The organism is Salipiger marinus (assembly GCF_900100085.1).
Taxonomy (GTDB): domain Bacteria; phylum Pseudomonadota; class Alphaproteobacteria; order Rhodobacterales; family Rhodobacteraceae; genus Salipiger; species Salipiger marinus.
This window is the reverse complement of record NZ_FNEJ01000011.1, coordinates 1-21837: the sequence shown is the minus strand read 5'-3', so window position 1 is coordinate 21837 and position 21837 is coordinate 1. Positions and strand designations below refer to the sequence as shown.

Here is a 21837-nt window from a genome sequence, read left to right as displayed (position 1 = left end):
GCCATGTGGCGCAGCGCCTGTCCTCTGATCGCGCTGATCGCGCTGACCGCCTGCGAGGAAAGCTCCCCGCAGGCGGAGGCGCCGTTTGCGCCGCAGTATCAGGGGGTGGAAACGCGGCTGCTGGATGGCGATCTGGTCAGCTTTCTTGTGTCGATGCGTGGCGCGCGCGACACGGGCGATCTGGAAAATTACGCAGAATGCGCTGCGGCGCAGTATGCGTTGATCCGTGGTTACGGATTCGCGCGTCATCTGCGGACGAATGTGTCGGAAGAGGGTGGCCTCTGGCGCGGAGATGCTGTTTACACCATCTCGGCGGCGCTACCCCGCGGGCTGAAGACGATCGACGCGGAAGTCGTCGCCGCAGCCTGCGCCGAGAACGGAATACCGATGGTGTGAGGGACACTTGATGGCAGACTTCTTCGCAACCCCCTTCGGCATCTTCATCATAGTGCTCGCGCAATCGCTTGCGGTCGTGGCCTTCGTGATGATCTCGCTGTTGTTTCTGGTCTATGGCGACCGCAAGATCTGGGCCGCCGTGCAGATGCGCCGCGGACCCAACGTGGTGGGGGCCTTTGGCATCCTGCAATCCGTGGCCGACGCGCTGAAATACGTCGTCAAGGAAGTGGTGATCCCGGCGGGGTCTGACAAGACCGTCTTCCTGCTGGCGCCGATGATTTCCTTCGTCATGGCCATGATCGCATGGGCGGTGATCCCGTTCTCCGACGGCTGGGTGCTGGCGGATATCAACGTGGCCATCCTTTACGTCTTCGCCATTTCTTCGCTGGAAGTGTATGGCGTGATCATGGGGGGCTGGGCGTCCAACTCCAAATACCCGTTCCTTGGCTCGCTGCGCTCTGCGGCGCAGATGATCTCTTACGAGGTGTCGATCGGGCTCATCATCATCGGCGTGATCATCTCCACCGGGTCGATGAATTTCGGCCATATCGTGGGCGCGCAGGATACCGGCTTCGGCTTCTTCGGCTGGTACTGGCTGCCGCATTTCCCGATGGTCTTCCTGTTCTTCATCTCGGCGCTGGCGGAAACCAACCGCCCGCCCTTCGACCTGCCGGAAGCGGAATCGGAACTGGTGGCGGGCTATCAGGTGGAATATTCCGCCACGCCCTTCCTGCTGTTCATGGCCGGTGAATACATCGCCATCTTCCTGATGTGCGCGCTGACCTCGCTGCTGTTCTTCGGCGGCTGGCTCTCGCCCATCCCGGGCCTGCCGGACGGCGCGCTGTGGATGGTCGGCAAGATGGCCTTCTTCTTCTTCGTCTTCGCGATGGTGAAGGCGATCACCCCCCGCTACCGCTACGACCAGCTGATGCGGCTTGGCTGGAAGGTCTTCCTTCCGTTCAGCCTGGTCTGGGTGGTGTTCGTGGCCTTCGCGGCAAAATTCGGCTGGTTCTGGGGCATCTTCGCCCGCTGGACCACGGGAGCATAAGCAACCATGGCAAGTATCGACTACGGCCGGGCAGCAAAGTATTTCCTGCTGGCGGATTTCATCAAGGGCTTCCAGCTCGGGCTGAAATACTTCTTCGCACCCAAGGCCACGCTCAACTATCCGCATGAGAAGGGACCGCTTAGCCCGCGGTTCCGCGGCGAACACGCGCTGCGCCGGTATCCCAACGGCGAAGAACGCTGCATTGCCTGCAAGCTTTGCGAGGCGATCTGCCCGGCGCAGGCCATCACCATCGACGCCGAGCCGCGCGATGACGGCTCGCGCCGGACCACGCGGTACGACATCGACATGACGAAATGCATCTATTGCGGCTTCTGTCAGGAAGCCTGCCCGGTGGATGCCATCGTCGAGGGGCCGAATTTCGAATTCACCACCGAAACCCGCGAAGAGCTGTTCTACGACAAGCAGAAGCTGCTTGCGAATGGCGACCGCTGGGAATCGGAAATCGCGCGCAACCTCGAACTCGACGCGCCCTATCGATGACCGATCCCCGGACCCCTTTCGAGCTGATGATGGCGCAGGCGCAGGAGATGGCGAAGGCCTTCAATCCCGCGCTTGAATCCTTCAACCCGAAGGAATTCGAAAAGCTGTGGCCGACCATGCCCAAGGATTTTATGGAATTCTGGTTCGGTCGCGGCCTTTCGAAGGAGGGTCTGGACAGCAAGACCCGGCTGCTGCTGACGCTGGCCGGGCTGACCATGCAGGGCGCGCAGGCCGATACGGCCGTGCGCATGACGGTGCGCCACCTGATCGAGGCGGGCGCCACCAAGGATGAGATCGCCGAGACCATCGCGCATATGTCGATGTTCGCAGGCCTACCCGCCATGACCCGCGCCATGGAACTTGCGCGCGCGGTGATGGAAGACAACAAGGATGACGCATCATGACCGTGTTCGCCTTTTACCTCTTTTCGCTCAGCGCCATTGCGGGCGGGCTGTTCACGGTGATCGCCCGGAACCCGGTGCATTCGGTGCTGTGGCTCATCCTCGCCTTTCTCAGCTCGGCGGGGCTGTTCGTCCTGCTCGGGGCCGAGTTCGTGGCGATGCTGCTGATCATCGTCTATGTGGGCGCGGTCGCGGTGCTGTTCCTGTTCGTCGTCATGATGCTGGACGTGGATTTTGCCGAACTGCGCGCGGGCATGGCGAAATACATGCCGCTGGCGCTGCTGATCGGCATCGTGCTGCTGATGCAGCTTGCCATGGCTTTCGGCGGCTGGCAGGCGTCCGAACTTGCGTCGACGCAGCTTTCCGCACCCGCACCGGTGGATGTGCAGAACACTGCGGCGCTGGGGCTGGTGCTTTATGACCGTTACTTCCTGCTGTTCCAGCTGGCGGGCCTGATCCTGCTGGTGGCCATGATCGGTGCCATCGTGCTGACGCTGCGCCACCGGGTCGGGGTGAAACGTCAGGACGTGCTGGCCCAGATGTGGCGCGACCCGAAAAAGGCGCTGGATCTGCGCGACGTGAAGCCCGGGCAGGGGCTCTGAGGTTAATGCCGGGGCCGGGACCGCGATCGCCGTGGGGGTGATCACGGCGGTCTCGGTCGCGAACGGATATTTAGGCGGGTAAGAAAAGACCCGGAGGGACAGAATGATCGGACTTGAACATTACCTGACGGTGGCGGCGGTGCTGTTCGTCATCGGCATCTTCGGGATCTTCCTGAACCGGAAGAACGTGATCATCCTCTTGATGTCGATCGAACTCATCCTGCTGTCGGTCAACATCAACTTCGTCGCGTTCTCGTCCTTTCTGGGCGATCTCGCGGGGCAGGTCTTCACGCTGTTCGTGCTGACCGTCGCCGCGGCGGAGGCGGCCATCGGGCTTGCGATCCTCGTCTGCTTCTTCCGCAACCGCGGCACCATTGCCGTGGAAGACGTCAACGTGATGAAAGGCTAAGGGCATATGGAGACGATCATTCTCTTCGCCCCGCTCGTGGGTTCGCTGATCGCGGGCTTCGGCTGGAAATTCATCGGCGAGAAAGGCGCGCAATGGGTGTCCACGGGGCTGCTGTTCCTTGCCTGCTTTCTCTCCTGGATCGTGTTCTTCACGCTGGGCGAGGCGGAAAGCATCCCGCTGTTCCGCTTCATTGAATCGGGCACGCTGAGCACGGACTGGGCGATCCGCTCCGACCGGCTGACCGCGATCATGCTGATCGTGATCACCACCGTCTCGGCGCTCGTGCACCTCTACAGCTTCGGCTACATGGCGCATGACGAGAACTTCAAGCATGGCGAAAGCTACCGCCCGCGCTTCTTTGCCTATCTGTCCTTCTTCACCTTCGCCATGCTGGCGCTGGTGACCGCCGACAACCTGCTGCAGATGTTCTTCGGCTGGGAAGGCGTGGGTGTCGCCTCCTATCTGCTGATCGGCTTCTACTACCGCAAGCCCACGGCCAATGCCGCCGCGATGAAGGCCTTTGTGGTCAACCGGGTGGGGGATTTCGGCTTCCTGCTGGGGATATTCGCGCTTTATTACCTCACGGATTCGATCCGGTTCGACGACATCTTCGCGCAGGTCCCGCAGATCGCGGAAACGCAGCTGACCTTCCTGTGGCGCGACTGGAACGCGGCCAACCTGATCGCCTTCCTGCTGTTCGTGGGCGCAATGGGCAAATCGGCGCAGCTTCTGCTGCACACATGGCTGCCCGACGCGATGGAAGGCCCGACCCCGGTGTCGGCGCTGATCCACGCGGCCACCATGGTCACCGCGGGCGTGTTCCTTGTCTGCCGCATGTCGCCGCTGATGGAATACGCGCCCGAGGCCACGGCCTTCATCACCTTCCTTGGGGCCACCACCGCCTTCTTCGCGGCGACGGTGGGTCTGGTGCAGACCGACATCAAGCGCGTCATCGCCTATTCCACCTGTTCGCAGCTTGGCTACATGTTCGTGGCGGCAGGGGTCGGCGTCTACAGCGTGGCGATGTTCCACCTGTTCACGCACGCCTTCTTCAAGGCGATGCTGTTCCTTGGCGCAGGCTCGGTCATCCATGCCATGCATCACGAGCAGGACATGCGGAACTACGGCGGGCTGCGGAAGAAGATCCCCTATACCTTCTGGGCGATGATGATCGGCACGCTGGCGATCACCGGCGTCGGCATCCCGCTGACCCATATCGGCTTCGCGGGCTTCCTGTCCAAGGATGCGGTGATCGAAAGCGCATGGGCCGGAACCGGGGGCGGTTATGCCTTCTGGATGCTGGTCATCGCCGCGCTCTTCACCTCGTTCTACTCGTGGCGCCTGATCTTCCTGACCTTCTTCGGGCGTCCGCGCGGCGACAAGCACACGCATGAACACGCGCATGAAAGCCCGATGGTCATGCTGATCCCGCTGGGGGTGCTGTCGCTGGGTGCCGTGTTCTCCGGGATGCTGTGGTATGGCTCGTTCTTTGGCGATCATGACAAGGTGACGCGCTTCTTCGGGATGCCCGCGCATCACGCCGAAGCCTCCGAAGGCGAGCATGCCGAGGCAGCCCCGGCAGCCACGCTGGTTCCCGAAGGCGACGCCGCCGCTGACGATGCGGCAGAAGCTGAGGGCGATGGCGAAGCCCATGCCGCCGCCATGGGGCCGGTGGGGTCCATCTACATGGCCCCCGACAACACGGTGATGGATGACGCGCATCACGCGCCGGCTCTGGTCAAGGCTGCGCCCTTCATCGCGATGGTGATCGGTCTCGCCGTGGCTTACCTGTTCTACATCGTGAACCCGGCGCTGCCGAAGCGGCTGGCCGAAAACCAGCGCCCGCTTTACCTGTTCCTGCTCAACAAGTGGTACTTTGACGAGATCTACAACTTCGTCTTTGTCCAGCCCGCCAAGGCGCTGGGGCGTCTGCTCTGGAAACGCGGCGACGGGTCGGTCATTGACGGGTCGATCAACGGGATCGCCATGGGGATCATCCCCTTCTTCACCAAACTCGCGGGCCGTGCACAGTCCGGCTACATCTTCACCTATGCCTTCGCCATGGTGATCGGCATTGCCGTTCTGGTCACCTGGATGTCGATCCTCGGAGGGGCGCAGTAATGGCCAGCCTTCTTTCCATCGTCACCTTCCTGCCTGCGCTCGCCGCGCTGATCCTCGCGCTGTTCCTGCGCGGGGGGGATGCAGCCGGTGACCGCAACGCCAAGGTCTTTGCGCTGGTGGCCACGGGCGCGACCTTCGTGATCTCGCTCTTCATCCTGTTCCAGTTCGATCCCGCCGATACCGGCTTCCAGATGGTCGAGCAGGGCCGCTGGATCATGGGGCTCAACTACAAGATGGGCGTGGACGGCATTTCGGTGCTGTTCGTCATGCTCACCACCTTCATGATGCCGCTCACCATCCTCGCCTCGTGGGACGTGAAGCTGCGGGTGAAGGAATACATGATCGCCTTCCTGCTGCTGGAAACGCTGATGCTTGGCGTGTTCATGGCGCTGGACATGGTGCTGTTCTACCTGTTCTTCGAGGCAGGGCTGATCCCCATGTTCCTGATCATCGGGATCTGGGGTGGCAAGGACCGCATCTACGCGTCCTTCAAGTTCTTCCTCTATACCTTCCTTGGTTCGCTGCTGATGCTGGTTGCCATGGTCGCGATGTATGCCGATGCGGGCACCACCGACATTCCGACGCTGCTGAGCCATCAGTTCGCCTTCGCCGATTTCGAGGTGCTGGGGGTGCATATCGTCGGTGGCATGCAGACGCTGCTGTGGCTTGCCTTCTTTGCCAGCTTCGCGGTCAAGATGCCGATGTGGCCGGTGCACACCTGGTTGCCCGATGCCCACGTGCAGGCCCCGACCGCAGGGTCGGTGGTGCTGGCGGCGATCCTGCTGAAGATGGGCGGCTACGGCTTCCTGCGCTTCTCTCTGCCGATGTTCCCGGTGGGGTCCGAGGTGATGGCACCGCTGGTCTACTGGATGTCGGCCATCGCCATCGTCTATACCAGCCTCGTGGCGCTGGTGCAGGAGGACATGAAGAAGCTCATCGCCTACAGCTCCGTCGCGCATATGGGCTTTGTCACCATGGGCATCTTCGCGGCCAACCAGCAGGGCATCGACGGCGCGATCTTCCAGATGGTCAGCCACGGCTTCGTCTCGGGCGCGCTGTTCCTGTGTGTGGGCGTGATCTATGACCGGATGCACACCCGCGACATCGACGCCTATGGCGGTCTGGTGAACCGGATGCCCGCCTATGCGCTGGTCTTCCTGCTGTTCACCATGGCCAATGTCGGCCTGCCCGGCACCTCGGGCTTTGTGGGCGAATTCCTGACGCTGATGGGCATTTTCCAGGTCAACACCTGGGTCGGCCTGTTCGCCACCAGCGGCGTGATCCTGTCGGCGGGCTATGCGCTGTGGCTCTATCGCCGCGTGGTCATGGGCGACCTGATCAAGGAAAGCCTGAAGACCATTCAGGACATGACCCCGCGCGAGCGCTGGATCTTCGCGCCGCTGATCGTCATGACGCTGTGGCTGGGGGTCTACCCCGCAGCGGCGCTGGACATCATCGGCCCGTCGGTCGAGGCGCTTGTCTCCAACCATGAAACGGCCGTGGCCGCTGCCGATCTTGGCGGCGCCACCGTGGCCCAATCGAACCACTGAGGGGGCGGGACATGATCTCGGCTGATCTGAACATCATCCTTCCGGAGATCCTGCTGGCGGTCTATGCCATGCTGGCGCTGGTCGGCGCGGTCTATACGGGCAAGGACAAACTCGCCTCGCCGCTGGTCTGGGCCACGGCAGCCGTCATGCTGATCATGGCGCTGTGGATCGGCACCACCGGCAGCGGCACCCGTGTCGGGTTCTTCGGCATGTTCAATGACGACGCCTTCTCGCGCTTCGCCAAGGTGGTCATCCTGATCGCCGCCGCCTGCGTGCTGATCATGGGCGAGGCCTTCATGAAGCGGCACAACCTGCTGCGCTTCGAATACCCGGTGCTGGTGGTGCTGTCGGTGATCGGCATGATGGTCATGGTCTCTGCCGGAGACCTGATGACCCTCTATATGGGGCTGGAACTGCAGTCGCTGGCGCTTTACGTCGTGGCCTCGCTGCGGCGCGACAGCGAGATGTCGACCGAGGCGGGCCTGAAATATTTCGTGCTGGGCGCGCTCAGCTCCGGCCTGCTGCTTTACGGCGCATCGCTGGTCTATGGCTTTGCCGGAACCACGCTGTTTTCGGGCATCATCGCGGCGGCGGGAACCGGGCAGCTGTCCATCGGCCTGCTGATCGGTCTGGTCCTGATGATCTCGGGCCTTGCCTTCAAGGTGTCGGCGGTGCCGTTCCACATGTGGACGCCTGATGTCTATCAGGGCGCGCCGACGCCGGTCACCGCGTTTTTCGCCACGGCGCCCAAGATGGCGGCGATGGGCCTTTTCGCGCGGCTGCTGCATGACGCCTTCGGCGCCGCCGTCTCCGACTGGAGCCAGGTCGTGGCGCTGATCGCGGTGCTGTCGATGTTCCTTGGCTCCATCGCGGCCATCGGGCAGCGCAACATCAAGCGGCTGATGGCCTATTCGTCGATTGCCCATATGGGTTACGCGCTGATCGGGCTGGCGGCGGGCACGCAGGCCGGGGTGCAGGCGATGCTGGTCTATATGGCCGTCTATGTGACGATGAATGTCGGCACCTTTGCCTTCATCCTGTCGATGCAGAAGGACGGCCAGCCAGTGACCGAGGTCGACTCGCTGGGCATGTATGCCAAGCGCGAGCCGGGCAGGGCGCTGGCGGTGCTGGTGCTGCTGTTCAGCCTTGCCGGTGTGCCGCCGCTTCTGGGCTTCTTCGCCAAGCTCGGCGTGTGGCAGGCGGCGATCGCGTCGGACATGTACTGGCTGGTCGTGGCCTCTGCCGTCGCATCGGCCATCGGCGCCTATTACTACCTGCGCATCGTCTATCTGATGTATTTCGGAGAAGACCGCGAAGATGCGCTGGATGCGGGCGGCTCGCCAGTGCTCTGGGGCTTTCTCGCGGCCTCGGCCTTCGTGATGGTGGCGGGGGTGGTGAACCTCTTCGGCATCGAAGGCGCTGCAGCCGCGGCGGCAGCCACGCTTGTCAACTGATCCCGGCTCCGCCTGTCTGGCAAACGGTGACGCGCCTCTGGCGCGTCGCTTTTTTTCTTGGCAGTCCTGCGGACTGCGGGCCTCCGGCGGGAGTTTTCCGGGCAAGATGAAGGAGCAGCGGCATGTGGCCTGAAGGATACGGGCGGCACGTTCTGGCCGAGACCGACAGCACCAATGCCGAAGCCGCGCGGCGGGCCGGGCAGGGCGCGGGGCCCGAATGGATCCTTGCGCTGCGGCAGTCGGCGGCGCGCGGGCGGCGCGGGCGGCCATGGTCCATGCCTGCCGGGAATTTTGCCGCGACGCTGCTGCTGCCGGTCAGCGAGCCGCCGCAAGTGGTGGCGCTGCGCAGCTTCGTGGCCGCTCTGGCGCTGCATGGCGCGTTCTGCGCCGTCACTGGACGGGCGGAGGGGCTGGCGCTGAAATGGCCCAATGATGTGCTGCTCAACGGCGGCAAGGTGGCGGGCATCCTGCTGGAGAATCTCGGGCCGCGGGGCGGCACCGGCTGGCTCGCCATCGGCATCGGCGTCAATCTGGCCACGGCACCGGAGGTCGGCGAGGTGGAGCCCGGCGCGCTGCGCCCGGTGAGCCTGCTGTCAGAGACCGGCGTGGCGGTCACGCCCGAGGAGTTCCTGACCGTGTTGGCGCGCTGCTATGCCGAAGAGGAAGCGCGCTTTGCCACGCTGGGATTTGCCGCGATCCGCGCCGCATGGCTGTCGCGCGCGGCCCGTCTGGGCGAGGTGATCACCGCGCGCACCGGGCGGGCCGAGATGACCGGCACGTTCGAGACGGTGGACGATGCGGGCAATCTTGTCCTAATCACGGCGGGTGGACGTCAGGCGATCGCCGCGGCGGACGTGTTTTTCTGAGGAGGGCGGCCATGCTTCTGGCCATCGACTGCGGCAATACCAACACCGTGTTCTCGATCTGGGACGGCACGCGGTTTCTGGCGACGTGGCGCACCTCGACCGAGCACCAGCGCACGGCGGACCAGTATTACGTCTGGCTTTCGACGCTGATGGAGTTTCTGGGCATCAAGGCGGAGATCACCGATGTGATCGTGTCCTCCACCGTGCCGCGCGTGGTGTTCAACCTGCGGGTGCTGGCGGACCGCTATTTCAACACCCGCGCCATGGTGGTGGGTAAGCCGGATTGCGAACTGCCCGTGGATGTGCGGGTGGATCTGGGCACCAATGTCGGCCCTGACCGGCTGGTCAATACCGTGGCGGGGTTCGACCTTTATGGCGGCGACCTGATCGTGGTGGATTTCGGCACGGCGACCACCTTTGACGTGGTGGCGGCGGATGGCGCCTATGAGGGCGGCGTGATCGCCCCGGGCGTGAATCTCAGCCTTGAGGCGCTACATCAGGCGGCTGCCGCCCTGCCGCATGTGGACATCACCAAACCGCAGCGCGTGGTGGGCACCAACACGGTGGCCTGCATGCAGTCGGGCATTTTCTGGGGCTATGTCGGGCTGGTCCGCGAGATCTGCGCCCGCATCAAAGCTGAACGCGATCGCCCCATGCGCATCATATCGACCGGCGGGCTGGCGCCGCTTTTCCAGCAGGCTGAAGATCTCTTCGACGACTGGCGGGAGGATTTGACCATGCATGGTCTCACCGTCATTCACAGGTACAATACGCATAAGGACTTCCGACAATGAGCAGCGAGCGCATCATCTATCTTCCCCTAGGGGGCGCCGGCGAGATCGGCATGAACGCCTATGTCTATGGCTATGGCAAACCTGGAAATGAACGGCTGATCCTTGTGGATCTGGGCGTGGCCTTTCCGGATATGGACACCTCGCCGGGGGTCGATCTGATCTTCGCCGATCTGACATGGCTGCGGCAGAACCGCAACCGGCTGGAGGCGATCTTCATCACCCATGCCCATGAGGACCATGTGGGCGCCATCGGCCATTGCTGGGAAAGCCTTGGCGTGCCGGTCTATGCCCGCGCCTTTACTGCCAACATTGCCCGGGGCAAGCTGGACGAATACGGCTTTTCCGCCGAAACCGTGACCACCTGTTCGCCCTGGCCCGAAACCGTGCAGGCCGGGCCGTTCCGCGTGGGCTTCGTGCCGATCTCGCATTCGATCCCCGAAAGCTCGGGGCTGGTGATCGACACCCCGCAGGGGCGGCTGATCCATACCGGCGATTTCAAGCTGGACCCAGCGCCGCTGGTCGGCGAGGCCTTTGATCCCGAACTCTGGGGGTCGATTTCGGCGGGGGGCGTCCGCGCGCTGATCTGCGATTCCACCAATGTGTTCTCGCAGCATCCGGGCCGGTCGGAATCGACGCTGGGGCCGGAGATCGTGTCGCTGGTGGAACAGGCCCCCAACATGGTGGTGGCGACCAGCTTTGCCTCGAACGTGGCGCGGGTCAAGACGCTGGCCGAGGCGGGCGAACGCGCGGGCCGGTCGATCTGTCTGCTGGGCCGGGCGATGCGCCGCATGATCGAAGCCTCGATCGAGACCGGGGTGCTGTCCTCCTTCCCGAAGGTGGTGAGCCCCGAGGAAGCCTCTGACATCCCGCGCGAAAACCTGATGCTGATCGTGACCGGGTCGCAGGGCGAACGCCGCGCCGCCTCGGCGCAGCTGTCGCGGGGCAAGTATAACGGGCTGGAGCTGAAGGAAGGGGACATGTTCCTGTTCTCGTCCAAGACCATCCCGGGCAATGAAAAGGAAGTTGCCCGCATCATGAACGCGCTGTCGGAAAAGGGCGTGGATGTGGTGGATGACAGCAACGGGCGCTATCACGTGTCCGGCCATGCCAACCGCCCCGATCTGGAGCGGCTGCAGGACATCGTCAATCCGCAGATCGTGGTGCCGATGCATGGCGAACACCGCCATCTGCGCGAGCATGTGAAGCTGGCCGACGCGCGGGGCCGCGCCGGGGTGCTGGCGGTGAACGGCACCATGGTCGATCTGTCGGGCAATATGCCCAAGATTGCGGGCTATGTGGAAACCGGGCGCACCTATCTGGACGGGCGGGTGCAGATCGGCGCGCTGGACGGCATCGTGCGCGACCGGATCCGCATGGCGCTGAACGGGCACGTTCTGGTGACGCTCATCCTTGACGAAGAGGATGAACCGCTGGGTGAACCCTGGTGCGAACTGTCGGGGCTGGCCGAAACCGGGCGGTCCAACGCGCCGCTGGTCGACGTGCTGGAAGCCGATCTGACCCAGTTTCTGGGCCGCGCGGGCGAGGCCACGCTGACCGATGACGACAAGCTGGAAGAGGGCATGCGTCGCATCGTGCGCAACACCACCTCCAACGAGATCGGCAAGAAGCCCGAGGTGACGGTGGTGATCAGCCGCCTGTCCTGAGAGCGAGCTGTAGAAACAAAAAAAACCGCGCGCCTGTCCCGAGTTCGGGGCAGGCGCGCGGCGCTTTTGGGGGCAGATTGTCGGGGGATCAGTCGGCGCTGGCGTTCAGCGCCTCGATGATCGGCAGGAAATCATCGGCCCGCAGCGAGGCGCCGCCGACCAGCGCGCCATCCACGTTGGACACGGCAAAGATCTCTGCCGCATTGCCGGGTTTTACCGAGCCGCCGTAAAGCAGCCGCACCGAGCGGCCCACACCTTCGCCGAAGCGTTTTTCCAGCCGGGCGCGGATAAAATCATGCACCTCGCCGATCTGGTCGACATCGGGCACCTTGCCAGTGCCGATGGCCCAGACCGGTTCATAGGCGACCACAAGATTATGGCCGGTGGCGCCGTCGGGCAGCGACCCGGCAAGCTGGCCCGCAATGATGTCGAGCGTGTTCTGCGCTTCGCGTTCCGACAGCGTCTCGCCCACGCAGACCACCGCCGCCAGACCAGCGTCCCATGCGGCGCGGCATTTTTCGCGGACATGTTCATCATGTTCGTCATGATCGGCGCGGCGTTCGGAATGACCGAGAATCACATAGGTGGCGCCCGCATCTTTCAGCATGGCGGCGGAAATATCGCCGGTATGCGCGCCGGCGTCCTTGGCGTGGCAGTCCTGCCCGCCGATGGCGAGCGGCAGACCCAGCGCTGCGGCGGGGGCCACCAGCGTGGCGGGCGGACAGATCAGCACCTCGGCCTTGCCATCCGCCGCCGGTCCCATCGCCGCCAGTTCGTCCAGCGCGGCACTGAGCCCGTTCATCTTCCAGTTTCCGGCGGCAAGTTTCCTGCGCATGGTCTCTCCTTTAGTCGCGGGGATGGGGGCCATCATCGCGGCAGGGGGGGCGGCGTCAAGGCTGGTAGCGCCGGACAGCCGGGGCTACTTGCCCGCGCGTTCGGCTTCCAGCTCGTCCAGATCCTTGAACTTGATGGATTCTCCGCAGCCGCAGGCATCCGCCACATTGGGGTTGTTGAAGCGGAAGCCCGATTCCAGCAGCGAGGTGTGGTGGTCGATTTCGGTGCCGAACAGGAACATCTGCGCCATGGGCGCGATCAGCACCCGCGCGCCGTCCTGTTCCACCACCTCGTCATTGGGGGCGGGGCTGTCCACGAATTCCATGGTATATTCCATGCCCGCGCAGCCGCCCTTCTTCACGCCGATCCGCAGACCGGCGCGGTTGTCACGTTCCATCAGCTTGCGAATCTGCACCACCGCCGAAGGGGTTATGCTGACCGCCTGTTTTCCGGGAATACCGAACATGGCTGTCTCCTTTGTGCTGAATCTAGGAAGTTGCGGCGTCCCTGACAAGCGGGGGTGCCGCGCCTGTCTTACATGAAGCCCAGTTCCAGCCGCGCCTCATCCGACATCATGTCCATGCCCCAGGGCGGATCGAACACCATGTCCACGTCCACATCGCGGACGCCGGGCACGGCGCTGATCGAATCCTGCACCCAGCCGGGCATCTCCCCGGCCACGGGGCAGCCGGGTGCGGTCAGCGTCATGGTGACCTTCACCGCGTTTTCGGAATCGATCAGAACGGTGTAGATCAGCCCCAGATCGTAGATGTTCACCGGAATTTCCGGGTCAAACACCGTCCGGCAGGCTTCGACCACCGAATCGTAAAGCGGATGGTCGGTGCTGGAGGGCGCGATCAGCGGGGCGCCTTCAAGCTGTGCATCGGTCATGGCCGGTCCTTCCCGTGGCGTTTCCTGAGAAAAGATATAGGAAATGCGCCCGCCGGGGTAAAGGGGCGGTCAGCCAAGATAGGCATCAAGCCAGCGTTCGACATCCGGAAGCCGTCCGCGCGCCACGGGCACGGTGCTGCCATCGGCAAGGCGCAGAATCGGGCGGGGGCCGTCGCGGTCCAGCGCGCAGACGGCATGGCGCGCCACCCACCAGCTGCGATGCGGCTGCACCCCATCTTCGGCGCGGGTCTGCGCCACTACGTCAGACAGGCGCGCGCGCTGGACAAGCGAGGTGCCGTCCAGATGGACATGCACGTGATGTTCCCGTGCTTCGACCACCGTCAGGTCGCGCAGCGGCACAGGACGACCGCCGATCACCACGACCCGCTCTTCTTCCTCGGGCGGCTTGGTGTCCGGCTCCGGATCAGAGGGCTCGGGCTCCGGCGTACTCGCGTCGGGCAGGGGCGGCGCTTCTCCGGCACGCAGGGGGGTGCCGGTCAGGGCTTCGGCGCAGACCACCGGCAGCACGAATCGCAGGAAGATCATCTCGAATACCAGAACCGTGACTGCCAGAAAAACCAGCCGCGACATCACCGGAAACTGGATTTCCGGCTCCACCAGCACCAGCACGTCTTTCATGATCACGATGGTCGGACCGAGCGACAGCAGGGTGATCATCGGCCAGTAGATGCGGTTGCTTGGCCGGACCCCGCGCAGGATGGCGCAGCAGGTCAGCACAAGGATCTGACATCCCAGATAAACGCTCTGCCCGGCAAAGGTCGCCAGAACGTAAGCTCCGAAGGGCAGCACGGCGTGCAGGTCGTTCGGATCCGTCGCCACAAAGATGACGCAGACAAGCCCAAGGTAAAGCTGGGTCCGGGGAGAGCGATAAATGTTCAGGAACTGTTCAAGCGTCAGGGAAAGCCTGCCGCCGGTGGTATGGATGAGCCCAAGCTGTTGTTTGACAATGATTTGCAATCGAGACCGTACATGTTGTTTTCGCCAGTCAAGAGTGCCTGTTCCCCGATCCGGTGGCAAGCCGATAGCAGCGTCACCTGACGCGCAAGAGAGGCAGCCCGGGATAAGGCTGAAACAGGGCACAAACACGCGGCCTGCGTGCTCGGAAAACGCTTACCTCACGAGGCGGCTGTGCTAAGCTGAAACGGCCTGTCGCGCTTTGGTCGGGGGACTTGTGCGGCGGCACCGGGTTTGGTGTGTGGTGTTTTTATGGCCGGGTTCCATGCCGCCACTGGCGGGGGTCTGGCCGGTAACTTGTGTTCCAGTTGTCAAAGTTTTTACGTGGAAACACCCCTGACACATCCGATCCGTTCTGTGTGCCGTCCGGAGAAGGACCGCCCGAACGGCGGCTCTCCGGATCTTTGACAGCGATCCGTCACGTCGGGGGGTGCCGGTGTGACGCAACTGGAAGTGGTGAGTATGACGAATGGGGACATGTCGGTAGAAGGCACGGAAGATCTGAACGCGCTTTTGGACCAAGCCCTGCGCATGCAGGGGGGGGCAGCCGTACCGCAATTGCTGCAGGCGGCGTCACGGATTCTGGAACATTGCGCCTATGAACTGGCCCGGTCCGAAATGGGCGGGCAGGTGTCCCGCATCATCCTGATTTCGGATGAACTGGACCGGATGGCAAAGGCACAGGGACGGCTTGCCGCCGGGCGCGGCGGCTAGGGGCAGGGATGACCCAAGGGCGGGCCGCAGGCATCTGGTTCGTCCGGACAGGTCGCGGCCGGTGCCGGGCCGGTTGGTGAGCTTTGGCCCGCAAGGGCCTGAACCCCCGCAACAATCCTTGTTTTTAAGGGCGCAAGCGGGGCAGCCCTGAGCCCGGAGAAAAAATCTGCACTCCGGGCTCAGAAAAGCGCTTGACGGGGTCCGGTCCCCCGCCTAGAACCCCCAACACGTTCGGGGCACGCTCCAGACGGCAGCGAGCGGTTGTAGCTCAGTTGGTTAGAGTACCGGCCTGTCACGCCGGGGGTCGCGGGTTCGAGCCCCGTCAACCGCGCCACTTTCTTCCGGAGCGCTTCACACGCCTCGTGGTCCTTGGGCCGCGTGGCGTTTGCGTTTTGGGGGTGGGGCGGTTTCGCCCCGACACCAGAACTTGAGCCGCGCGAGATCTCGCGCTACACCGCGCCGGATCATCTCCTGCGTCCCGCCCTGATCCGAAAGACGGCCCATGAAATTTCTTGATCTGTGCAAGGTCTACATCCGCTCCGGGGCGGGCGGTAACGGCTCCATCTCCTTCCGCCGCGAGAAGTTCATCGAATTCGGCGGCCCCGATGGCGGCGATGGCGGGCGCGGCGGCGATGTCTGGGCCGAAGCGGTGGACGGGCTGAACACGCTCATCGATTTCCGTTACCAGCAGCATTTCTTCGCCAATAACGGCCAGGGCGGCGGCGGACGCCAGCGCACCGGGGCCGATGGCGACGACATCGTGCTGCGCGTGCCGGTCGGCACCGAGATTCTGGACGAAGACGAGGAAACCGTGGTCGCCGACATGACCGAACTGGGCCAGCGCGTGCTGCTGGCGCGGGGCGGCAATGGCGGCTGGGGCAACCTGCATTTCAAGACCTCCAGCAATCAGGCGCCGCGCCGGGCCAATCCGGGCCAGCCCGCCATCGAACGCACGCTGTGGCTGCGGCTGAAGCTGATCGCCGATGTGGGCCTGCTGGGCCTGCCCAATGCGGGCAAATCGACCTTTCTTGCCGCCACCTCCAACGCGCGGCCCAAGATCGCGGATTATCCCTTTACCACGCTGCACCCGAATCTGGGCGTGGTCGGGGTCGATGGCCGCGAATTCGTCGTGGCCGACATTCCCGGCCTCATCGAGGGCGCGCATGAGGGCCGGGGGCTGGGCGACCTGTTTCTGGGCCATGTGGAACGCTGCGCGGTGCTGCTGCATCTGGTGGACGGCACCTCCGGCTCGCTGCTGGAAGACTGGCAGACCATCATCAACGAGATCGAAGCCTATGGCGGCGGGCTGGCCGACAAGCCGCGCGTCACCGTGCTCAACAAGATCGACACGATGGATGACGAGGAACGCGCCTTCCTGCAGGACGAGCTGGAGGCCAAGGTCGGCGGCCCGGTGCTGCTGATGTCGGGCGCCAGCGGCGAAAACACCACCGAGGTGCTGCGCGCCCTGCGCGCCCATATCGACGAAAACCGCCTGCGCGACGCGCCCGAGGATGACGAGACATGGCGACCCTGAGCGCGGCCCGCCGCCTTGTGGTAAAAATCGGCTCGGCGCTGCTGGTGGACAAGACCACCGGCGCGCTGCGCCGCGACTGGCTGGCGTCGATTGCCGCCGATGTGGCGCGGATCAAGGCGCGCGGCACCGATGTGGTGCTGGTGTCGTCGGGCTCTATCGCGCTGGGGCGCGGCGTGCTGCGCCTGCCGCCGGTGACCCTGCCGCTGGAGCAGAGTCAGGCCGCCGCCGCCGTGGGCCAGATCCGGCTGGCCCGCGCGTGGGAAGAGGTGCTGGCGCCGCATGGCATCACCACCGCGCAGGTGCTGGTCACGCTGGAGGATTCCGCCGACCGCCGCCGCTATCTCAATTCCCGGGCCACGATGGAAACCCTGCTGGGCTTCGGCGTGGTGCCGATCGTCAACGAGAATGACACCGTGGCCACGGATGAAATCCGCTATGGCGACAATGACCGGCTGGCGGCTCAGGTCGCGGTGACGGTGGGGGCGGACCAGCTGATCCTGCTGTCGGATGTGGACGGGTTCTACACCGCCAACCCCGCGCAGGATCCGACCGCCCGCCGCTTCGACGTGATCGACAGCATCACGCCAGAGATCGAGGCGATGGCGGGCGATGCCGGGTCGGGCCTGTCCAAGGGCGGGATGAAGACCAAGCTGATGGCCGCCAAGACCGCAACGCTGGCAGGCTGCGCCATGGCCATCACCGAAGGTTCGGCGCTGTTTCCGCTGACCGCGCTGGAAGACGGCGCCAATGCCACATGGTTCACCCCGCAGCTCGATCCGCAGGCGGCGCGCAAGCGCTGGATCGCCGCGATGAAACCCTGCGGCACGCTGACCGTGGATGCGGGGGCGGCGGCGGCGCTGGCGCAGGGCCGGTCGCTGCTGCCGGTGGGCGTGACGCGCAGCGACGGCGCCTTTGGCCGGGGCGATCCGGTGGTGATCCGCGACGCGCAAGGCCGCACGCTGGGTCAGGGGCTGAGCCGCTACACCGCAGAAGAAGCGCAGGCGATCCTTGGCCACCACTCTTCGGAGATCGAGGCGGTGCTGGGCTATCCCGGTCGCGCCGTGCTGATCCATCGCGACGACATGGCCCTGTAATCCGCGCGCCCAAGGGGGTATAGGGGGGATCCCGAAACCCTGACCATGGGCAAAGCGATGAAAGACCTGACAGACATTCCCGCCATCATGACCGATCTGGGCACCCGCGCCCGCGCGGCTGCGGCTGTTCTGGCCTTTGCCCCGCCAGAGGCGAAGGCTGCGGCGCTGGAGGCGGCGGCAGAGGCCGTCTGGACCCGCCGCGCCGAAATCCTTGAGGCCAATGCCAAGGATCTGGAGTTTGGCCGCGACAAGGGTCTGAGCGAGGCGATGATGGACCGCCTGCTGCTGACCGAGGACCGGCTGCGTGGCGTGGCCGAGGGCCTGCGCGCCATCGCCGCCCAGCCCGATCCGGTGGGCGAGGTGCTGGCGGAATGGGACCGGCCCAACGGGCTGCATATCCGCCGCGTGCGCACGCCGCTGGGGGTGGTGGGGGTGATCTACGAATCGCGCCCCAACGTCACCGCCGATGCGGGCGCGCTGTGCCTGAAATCCGGCAATGCGGTGATTCTGCGCGGCGGATCGGAAAGCCATCACAGCTCCACCGCGCTGCATGCCTGTCTGGTCGACGGGCTGCGCGCCGCCGGTCTGCCCGAAGATGCGATCCAGCTGGTGCCGACGCGCGACCGCGCGGCGGTGTCCGAACTGCTGAGCATGACCGACTATGTCGATGTGATCGTGCCGCGCGGCGGCAAGGGGCTGGTGGGGCTGGTGCAGCGCGAGGCGCGGGTGCCGGTCTTTGCCCATCTCGAAGGCATCGTGCATGTCTATATCGACAAGGAGGCCGATCCGGTCACCGCGCTCAAGGTGGTGAAAAACGCCAAGACCCGGCGCACCGGCATCTGCGGCGCCGCCGAATGCCTGCTGATCCATGCCGAGGTGGTGGACACCATCGGGCAGGGCGTGATTCGCGCGTTGCTCGAATCCGGGGTGGAGGTGCGGGCCGATGCGGCGCTGCAGGCCATCCCGGGCACCGTGCCCGCCACGTCCGAGGACTGGGGCCGCGAATATCTGGACAGCATCATCGCGGCGCGGGTGGTGGCGGACGAGGACGAGGCCATCGCCCATATCCGCCGCTACGGCTCGCAGCATACCGACTGCATCCTGTCGCAGGACGAGGCGGCGATCGACCGCTTTGTCGAGCGGGTGGACAGCGCCATCGTGATGATCAACTCCTCCACCCAGTTCGCCGATGGCGGCGAATTCGGCATGGGGGCGGAAATCGGCATCGCCACCGGCAAGATGCATGCGCGCGGCCCGGTGGGCGCCGAGCAGCTGACCAGCTTCAAATATGTGGTGCGCTCTGACGGGGCGACCCGCGCCTGACCGGGCTCAGCGGATCAGCAGGGTCACCGCGCCCGGCTGGTCCGCCACCTCCAGCTGCCGTCCCGCCACGGCGGCAAGCATGGACAGGCAGGCGAACTGCACCCGCGCGGGCGTGATGACCTGCGCCAGCGCGGTGGTCGACAGCTGCGCCCAGACATCCGGCTCAAGCTGCAGGCGCGGACCTGCGGCGCTCAGCCGCCATGTCGTGCCGTCGGTGCTGATGGTGATGGTGCCGCCCTGCGGCAGCGCGCTTTCACAGCAGAGCCAGCCCAGAAGCACCAGCTGCACGGTCGGGCGCGGCGTATCGTCGGCGGGCTGCCAGTCCGGCATGATCCGCCCGCCCCGGCAGTATTCCGCCAGAAGCTTGGTGATCTCGCGCCGCCCGATCATCTGTTCCCCCTTGGCGCTGCCGAAAGCGATGCGGAAAAAGGCGATCCGCGCCGCCGCAGAGGCGCAGCTGTCCTCGATCAGGGTCATTTCTTCGGACCCGCCGCCCGCGCCGGACAGCGCCACCAGTTCCAGCCCGTTGCGGATGGCACCAATCGGGCTGACCAGATCATGGCACAGGCGCGACCCTACCAGAGTGGCCAGCTTGGCACTATCATCGAACATCTCCGCTTTCCTCTTACAGATCGGGACGCCGCTATGGACGAACTCAACGCATTTCTTGAACCCGGCATGCTGGTCCAGCATCCGGACCAGCCGGAGTGGGGGGTGGGGCAGGTGCAATCCAATATCTCAGGCCGTATCACCGTCAACTTCCGCGAACAGGGCAAGGTGGTGCTGGATGGCCGCCGTGTCGCGCTGGTGCCGATTTTTGAAGCCTAGCCTGCGGCGCAATGCTTTACGAATGATTAATCCCGGCCCCGCACCCGACATCTGCCGGACCGAAAGCGGTTTTCCTTTGCGCCGTGCCGGATTAGAACCGCGTCGAGCGTGAAGGGGAGCGCGATGGCTCTGGACGACCGGGAACTGACTGTGCGGCTGGCCCGCGACGCGGAAGACATCGCCGCGGCGCAGCGCCTGCGCTACGAGGTCTTTGTCGAGGAACTGGGCGGCGGCGGCACGCTGGTCGATCACGAAAACCGGCTGGAATGCGACCGCTTCGATCCGTTCTTCGATCACCTGATCCTGACCGATGGCCGCCGCGACAATGCCGTGGTGGGGGTCTACCGGCTGCTGCGCGACGATCAGGCCGCCGAGGCCGGGCAGTTCTATTCCGAGGATGAATATGATCTGGCGCCGCTGCGCGCCACCGGGCGGCGCCTGCTGGAACTGGGGCGGTCCTGCCTGCATCCCGATTACCGCGGCGGCTCCGGCGTGATGCGGCTGTGGCAGGGGCTGGCGGGCTATGTCGCCGAGCACAAGATCGAGATCCTGTTTGGCACGGCGTCGTTTCACGGCACCGATGTGCAGGCGCTGGCGCATCCGCTGTCGCTGCTGCGCGCCCGGCATCTGGCGCCCGAGGATCTGCGTGTGCGCTCGCGCGCCTATCAGCCGATGGATCTGCTGCCCGAGGCCGAGATCGACCGCCGCCGCGCCATGCTGGAGACGCCCGCGCTGATCAAGGGCTATCTGCGGCTGGGGGGCGTGGTGGGGGATGGCGCCTTTGTCGACCATGCCTTCAACACCACCGATGTCTGTCTGCTGATGGACACCGCGCGGCTGAATGCACAGGTCGCGGGGCTGTATACACGGGGCCGGGGATGAGCAGTCCGACATGGTTCGGACCGGATCCCGCGCCGGATCCCGTTCCTCTGCGCGCGGCGGGCTGGATCCGGGCGGGGCTGCGCGGCACGCTGCTGCTGCTGGTGCTGCTGGCGGGGCTTCTGGTGAAGCTGCCGCTGCGCGGGCTGGAATGGCTGATCTGGCGGCGCCGCAGGCCCTTTTCGCCAAGGGTGTCGCAGGCGATCTGCCGCATGGGGCTGAGGGCGCTGGGGATCAGGCTGCAGATGCGCGGACGACCGCTGCGCGGGCCGGGGGCGATGGTGGCCAATCACGGCTCGTGGCTGGACATCCTTGCGCTGAACGCGAGATGCAGCGTGTGTTTTGTCGCCAAATCCGAGGTGCGCGACTGGCCCGGCATCGGCGCGCTGGCGCGGCTGGCGGGCACGCTGTTCATCGCGCGCGACCGGCGGGCGGCCCCGGATCAGGCGCGGATCTTTGGCGAAAGGCTGGCGCTGGGGCACCGGCTGCTGTTCTTCCCCGAAGGCACCTCCAGCGACGGGCTGCGGGTGCTGCCGTTCAAGACCTCGCTTTTTGCCGCCTTTCTGGCCGAAGGCGTGCCCGCCGACATGCGCCTGCAGGCGGTCACCGTAACTTGGCACGCGCCGCGCGGCGCCGATCCGCGTTTTTATGCGTGGTGGGGCGACATGGCGCTGGGGCCGCATCTGCTGCAGGTGCTGTCGGCGCGGCGTCAGGGCCGGGTGGAGGTCACCTATCACCGCCCGGTGCTGGCCAGCGCCTTTTCCGACCGCAAGGCACTGGCCGCCTTTCTGGAGGCGCAGGTGCGCGACGGCCATGCGCCGCTGCGCGGCCGCAGGTAGGGGATCAGCGCCGCGACATGGCAGCGCGGATCGCGGTCAGCGCAGGGGGGCGGTCAGCAGGGCGAGGGCGGCCACCGGATCCTCGGCGGACCAGATCTCTTCGCCGATGCCGAAGAAATC

Annotated in this window: 24 protein-coding genes and 1 tRNA gene; 20 read left to right on the top strand and 5 right to left on the bottom strand. The window is 65.0% G+C overall.

From position 1 onward, the window contains the following. The first annotated feature begins 3 nt into the window (after positions 1–3). The 12 genes from BLR51_RS13685 to BLR51_RS13630 all read left to right on the top strand — a co-directional run bounded on the left by BLR51_RS13685 (position 4) and on the right by BLR51_RS13630 (position 11806). The gene (locus BLR51_RS13685) at positions 4–396 is read left to right on the top strand and encodes a YNQ4 family lipoprotein (RefSeq protein ID WP_089847882.1); all 393 of its coding nucleotides are present in this window, start codon (positions 4–6) and stop codon (positions 394–396) included. Positions 397–406: 10 nt separating this feature from the next. Beyond that, the gene (gene nuoH, locus BLR51_RS13680) at positions 407–1444 is read left to right on the top strand and encodes an NADH-quinone oxidoreductase subunit NuoH (protein ID WP_089847879.1); all 1038 of its coding nucleotides are present in this window, start codon (positions 407–409) and stop codon (positions 1442–1444) included. A 6-nt stretch (positions 1445–1450) separates the two neighbouring features. Beyond that, positions 1451–1945 carry an NADH-quinone oxidoreductase subunit NuoI gene (gene nuoI, locus BLR51_RS13675; RefSeq protein ID WP_089847877.1) on the top strand — a complete coding sequence of 165 codons (495 nt, stop codon included), beginning with the start codon at positions 1451–1453 and terminating at the stop codon, positions 1943–1945. Beyond that, positions 1942–2349 carry a carboxymuconolactone decarboxylase family protein gene (locus tag BLR51_RS13670; RefSeq protein WP_089847876.1) on the top strand — a complete coding sequence of 136 codons (408 nt, stop codon included), beginning with the start codon at positions 1942–1944 and terminating at the stop codon, positions 2347–2349. The genes nuoI and BLR51_RS13670 overlap by 4 nt, the downstream gene beginning before the upstream one ends. After that, positions 2346–2948 carry an NADH-quinone oxidoreductase subunit J gene (locus tag BLR51_RS13665; RefSeq protein WP_089847873.1) on the top strand — a complete coding sequence of 201 codons (603 nt, stop codon included), beginning with the start codon at positions 2346–2348 and terminating at the stop codon, positions 2946–2948. Before BLR51_RS13670 ends, BLR51_RS13665 begins: the two co-directional genes overlap by 4 nt. A 103-nt stretch (positions 2949–3051) precedes the next feature. Further along, complete coding sequence (gene nuoK, locus BLR51_RS13660; protein ID WP_020038696.1) at positions 3052–3357, top strand: NADH-quinone oxidoreductase subunit NuoK; 306 nt, start codon at positions 3052–3054, stop codon at positions 3355–3357. Positions 3358–3363: 6 nt separating this feature from the next. Beyond that, a complete protein-coding gene (gene nuoL / locus BLR51_RS13655; RefSeq protein ID WP_089847871.1) occupies positions 3364–5478 on the top strand; it encodes an NADH-quinone oxidoreductase subunit L in 2115 nt (704 codons plus the stop codon). Continuing rightward, complete coding sequence (locus tag BLR51_RS13650; RefSeq protein WP_089847869.1) at positions 5478–7028, top strand: NADH-quinone oxidoreductase subunit M; 1551 nt, start codon at positions 5478–5480, stop codon at positions 7026–7028. Before nuoL ends, BLR51_RS13650 begins: the two co-directional genes overlap by 1 nt. Positions 7029–7039: 11 nt before the next feature. Then, positions 7040–8482, top strand: coding sequence for an NADH-quinone oxidoreductase subunit NuoN (gene nuoN / locus BLR51_RS13645; protein WP_089847868.1), 1443 nt, complete (start codon positions 7040–7042; stop codon positions 8480–8482). Positions 8483–8604: 122 nt separating this feature from the next. Further along, positions 8605–9348 carry a biotin--[acetyl-CoA-carboxylase] ligase gene (locus tag BLR51_RS13640; RefSeq protein WP_089847866.1) on the top strand — a complete coding sequence of 248 codons (744 nt, stop codon included), beginning with the start codon at positions 8605–8607 and terminating at the stop codon, positions 9346–9348. A gap of 11 nt (positions 9349–9359) precedes the next feature. Continuing rightward, positions 9360–10142 (top strand): type III pantothenate kinase, encoded by a 783-nt coding sequence (locus BLR51_RS13635; RefSeq protein WP_089847864.1) that lies wholly within the window; start codon positions 9360–9362, stop codon positions 10140–10142. After that, a complete protein-coding gene (locus BLR51_RS13630) occupies positions 10139–11806 on the top strand; it encodes a ribonuclease J (protein WP_089847862.1) in 1668 nt (555 codons plus the stop codon). The genes BLR51_RS13635 and BLR51_RS13630 overlap by 4 nt, the downstream gene beginning before the upstream one ends. A gap of 88 nt (positions 11807–11894) precedes the next feature. On the opposite strand, the gene tpiA is transcribed toward BLR51_RS13630, so the two are convergent. From tpiA to BLR51_RS13610, 4 genes are all read right to left on the bottom strand, one after another. After that, a complete protein-coding gene (gene tpiA, locus BLR51_RS13625) occupies positions 11895–12641 on the bottom strand; it encodes a triose-phosphate isomerase (RefSeq protein ID WP_089847860.1) in 747 nt (248 codons plus the stop codon). Between the two features lie 84 nt (positions 12642–12725). Further along, entirely contained in the window at positions 12726–13106 is a 381-nt protein-coding gene (locus BLR51_RS13620) for a HesB/IscA family protein (protein WP_089847858.1), read from the bottom strand. A gap of 68 nt (positions 13107–13174) precedes the next feature. Further along, positions 13175–13531 carry an SUF system Fe-S cluster assembly protein gene (locus BLR51_RS13615; RefSeq protein ID WP_089847856.1) on the bottom strand — a complete coding sequence of 119 codons (357 nt, stop codon included), beginning with the start codon at positions 13529–13531 and terminating at the stop codon, positions 13175–13177. 69 nt (positions 13532–13600) lie between these two features. After that, positions 13601–14509, bottom strand: coding sequence for a LytTR family DNA-binding domain-containing protein (locus BLR51_RS13610; protein WP_089847854.1), 909 nt, complete (start codon positions 14507–14509; stop codon positions 13601–13603). 435 nt (positions 14510–14944) lie between these two features. Between BLR51_RS13610 and BLR51_RS13605 the strand changes: the two genes are divergently transcribed. The 5 genes from BLR51_RS13605 to BLR51_RS13585 all read left to right on the top strand — a co-directional run bounded on the left by BLR51_RS13605 (position 14945) and on the right by BLR51_RS13585 (position 19171). Beyond that, entirely contained in the window at positions 14945–15220 is a 276-nt protein-coding gene (locus tag BLR51_RS13605; RefSeq protein ID WP_131821817.1) for a DNA primase, read from the top strand. A 257-nt stretch (positions 15221–15477) separates the two neighbouring features. After that, a tRNA-Asp gene (locus BLR51_RS13600) sits at positions 15478–15554 on the top strand. A 168-nt stretch (positions 15555–15722) separates the two neighbouring features. Beyond that, positions 15723–16754 (top strand): GTPase ObgE, encoded by a 1032-nt coding sequence (gene obgE, locus BLR51_RS13595; protein WP_089847850.1) that lies wholly within the window; start codon positions 15723–15725, stop codon positions 16752–16754. Beyond that, positions 16742–17848 carry a glutamate 5-kinase gene (proB, locus tag BLR51_RS13590; RefSeq protein ID WP_089847848.1) on the top strand — a complete coding sequence of 369 codons (1107 nt, stop codon included), beginning with the start codon at positions 16742–16744 and terminating at the stop codon, positions 17846–17848. Before obgE ends, proB begins: the two co-directional genes overlap by 13 nt. 57 nt (positions 17849–17905) lie before the next feature. After that, positions 17906–19171 (top strand): glutamate-5-semialdehyde dehydrogenase, encoded by a 1266-nt coding sequence (locus tag BLR51_RS13585; protein ID WP_089848164.1) that lies wholly within the window; start codon positions 17906–17908, stop codon positions 19169–19171. Between the two features lie 6 nt (positions 19172–19177). Here the strand turns inward: BLR51_RS13585 and BLR51_RS13580 are convergent, their stop codons facing one another. After that, the gene (locus BLR51_RS13580) at positions 19178–19783 is read right to left on the bottom strand and encodes a histidine phosphotransferase family protein (protein ID WP_089847846.1); all 606 of its coding nucleotides are present in this window, start codon (positions 19781–19783) and stop codon (positions 19178–19180) included. A gap of 33 nt (positions 19784–19816) precedes the next feature. On the opposite strand from BLR51_RS13580, the gene BLR51_RS13575 reads away from it, so the two are divergent. The 3 genes from BLR51_RS13575 (at position 19817) to olsA (ending at position 21717) form a co-directional block, all read left to right on the top strand. Continuing rightward, the gene (locus tag BLR51_RS13575; protein ID WP_089847844.1) at positions 19817–19999 is read left to right on the top strand and encodes a DUF3553 domain-containing protein; all 183 of its coding nucleotides are present in this window, start codon (positions 19817–19819) and stop codon (positions 19997–19999) included. Positions 20000–20122: 123 nt separating this feature from the next. Beyond that, a complete protein-coding gene (gene olsB, locus BLR51_RS13570; RefSeq protein WP_089847842.1) occupies positions 20123–20881 on the top strand; it encodes an L-ornithine N(alpha)-acyltransferase in 759 nt (252 codons plus the stop codon). Beyond that, positions 20878–21717: a lyso-ornithine lipid O-acyltransferase gene (gene olsA / locus BLR51_RS13565; protein WP_089847840.1), complete on the top strand. Its 840-nt coding sequence runs from the start codon at positions 20878–20880 to the stop codon at positions 21715–21717. Before olsB ends, olsA begins: the two co-directional genes overlap by 4 nt. Positions 21718–21837 lie beyond the last annotated feature (120 nt).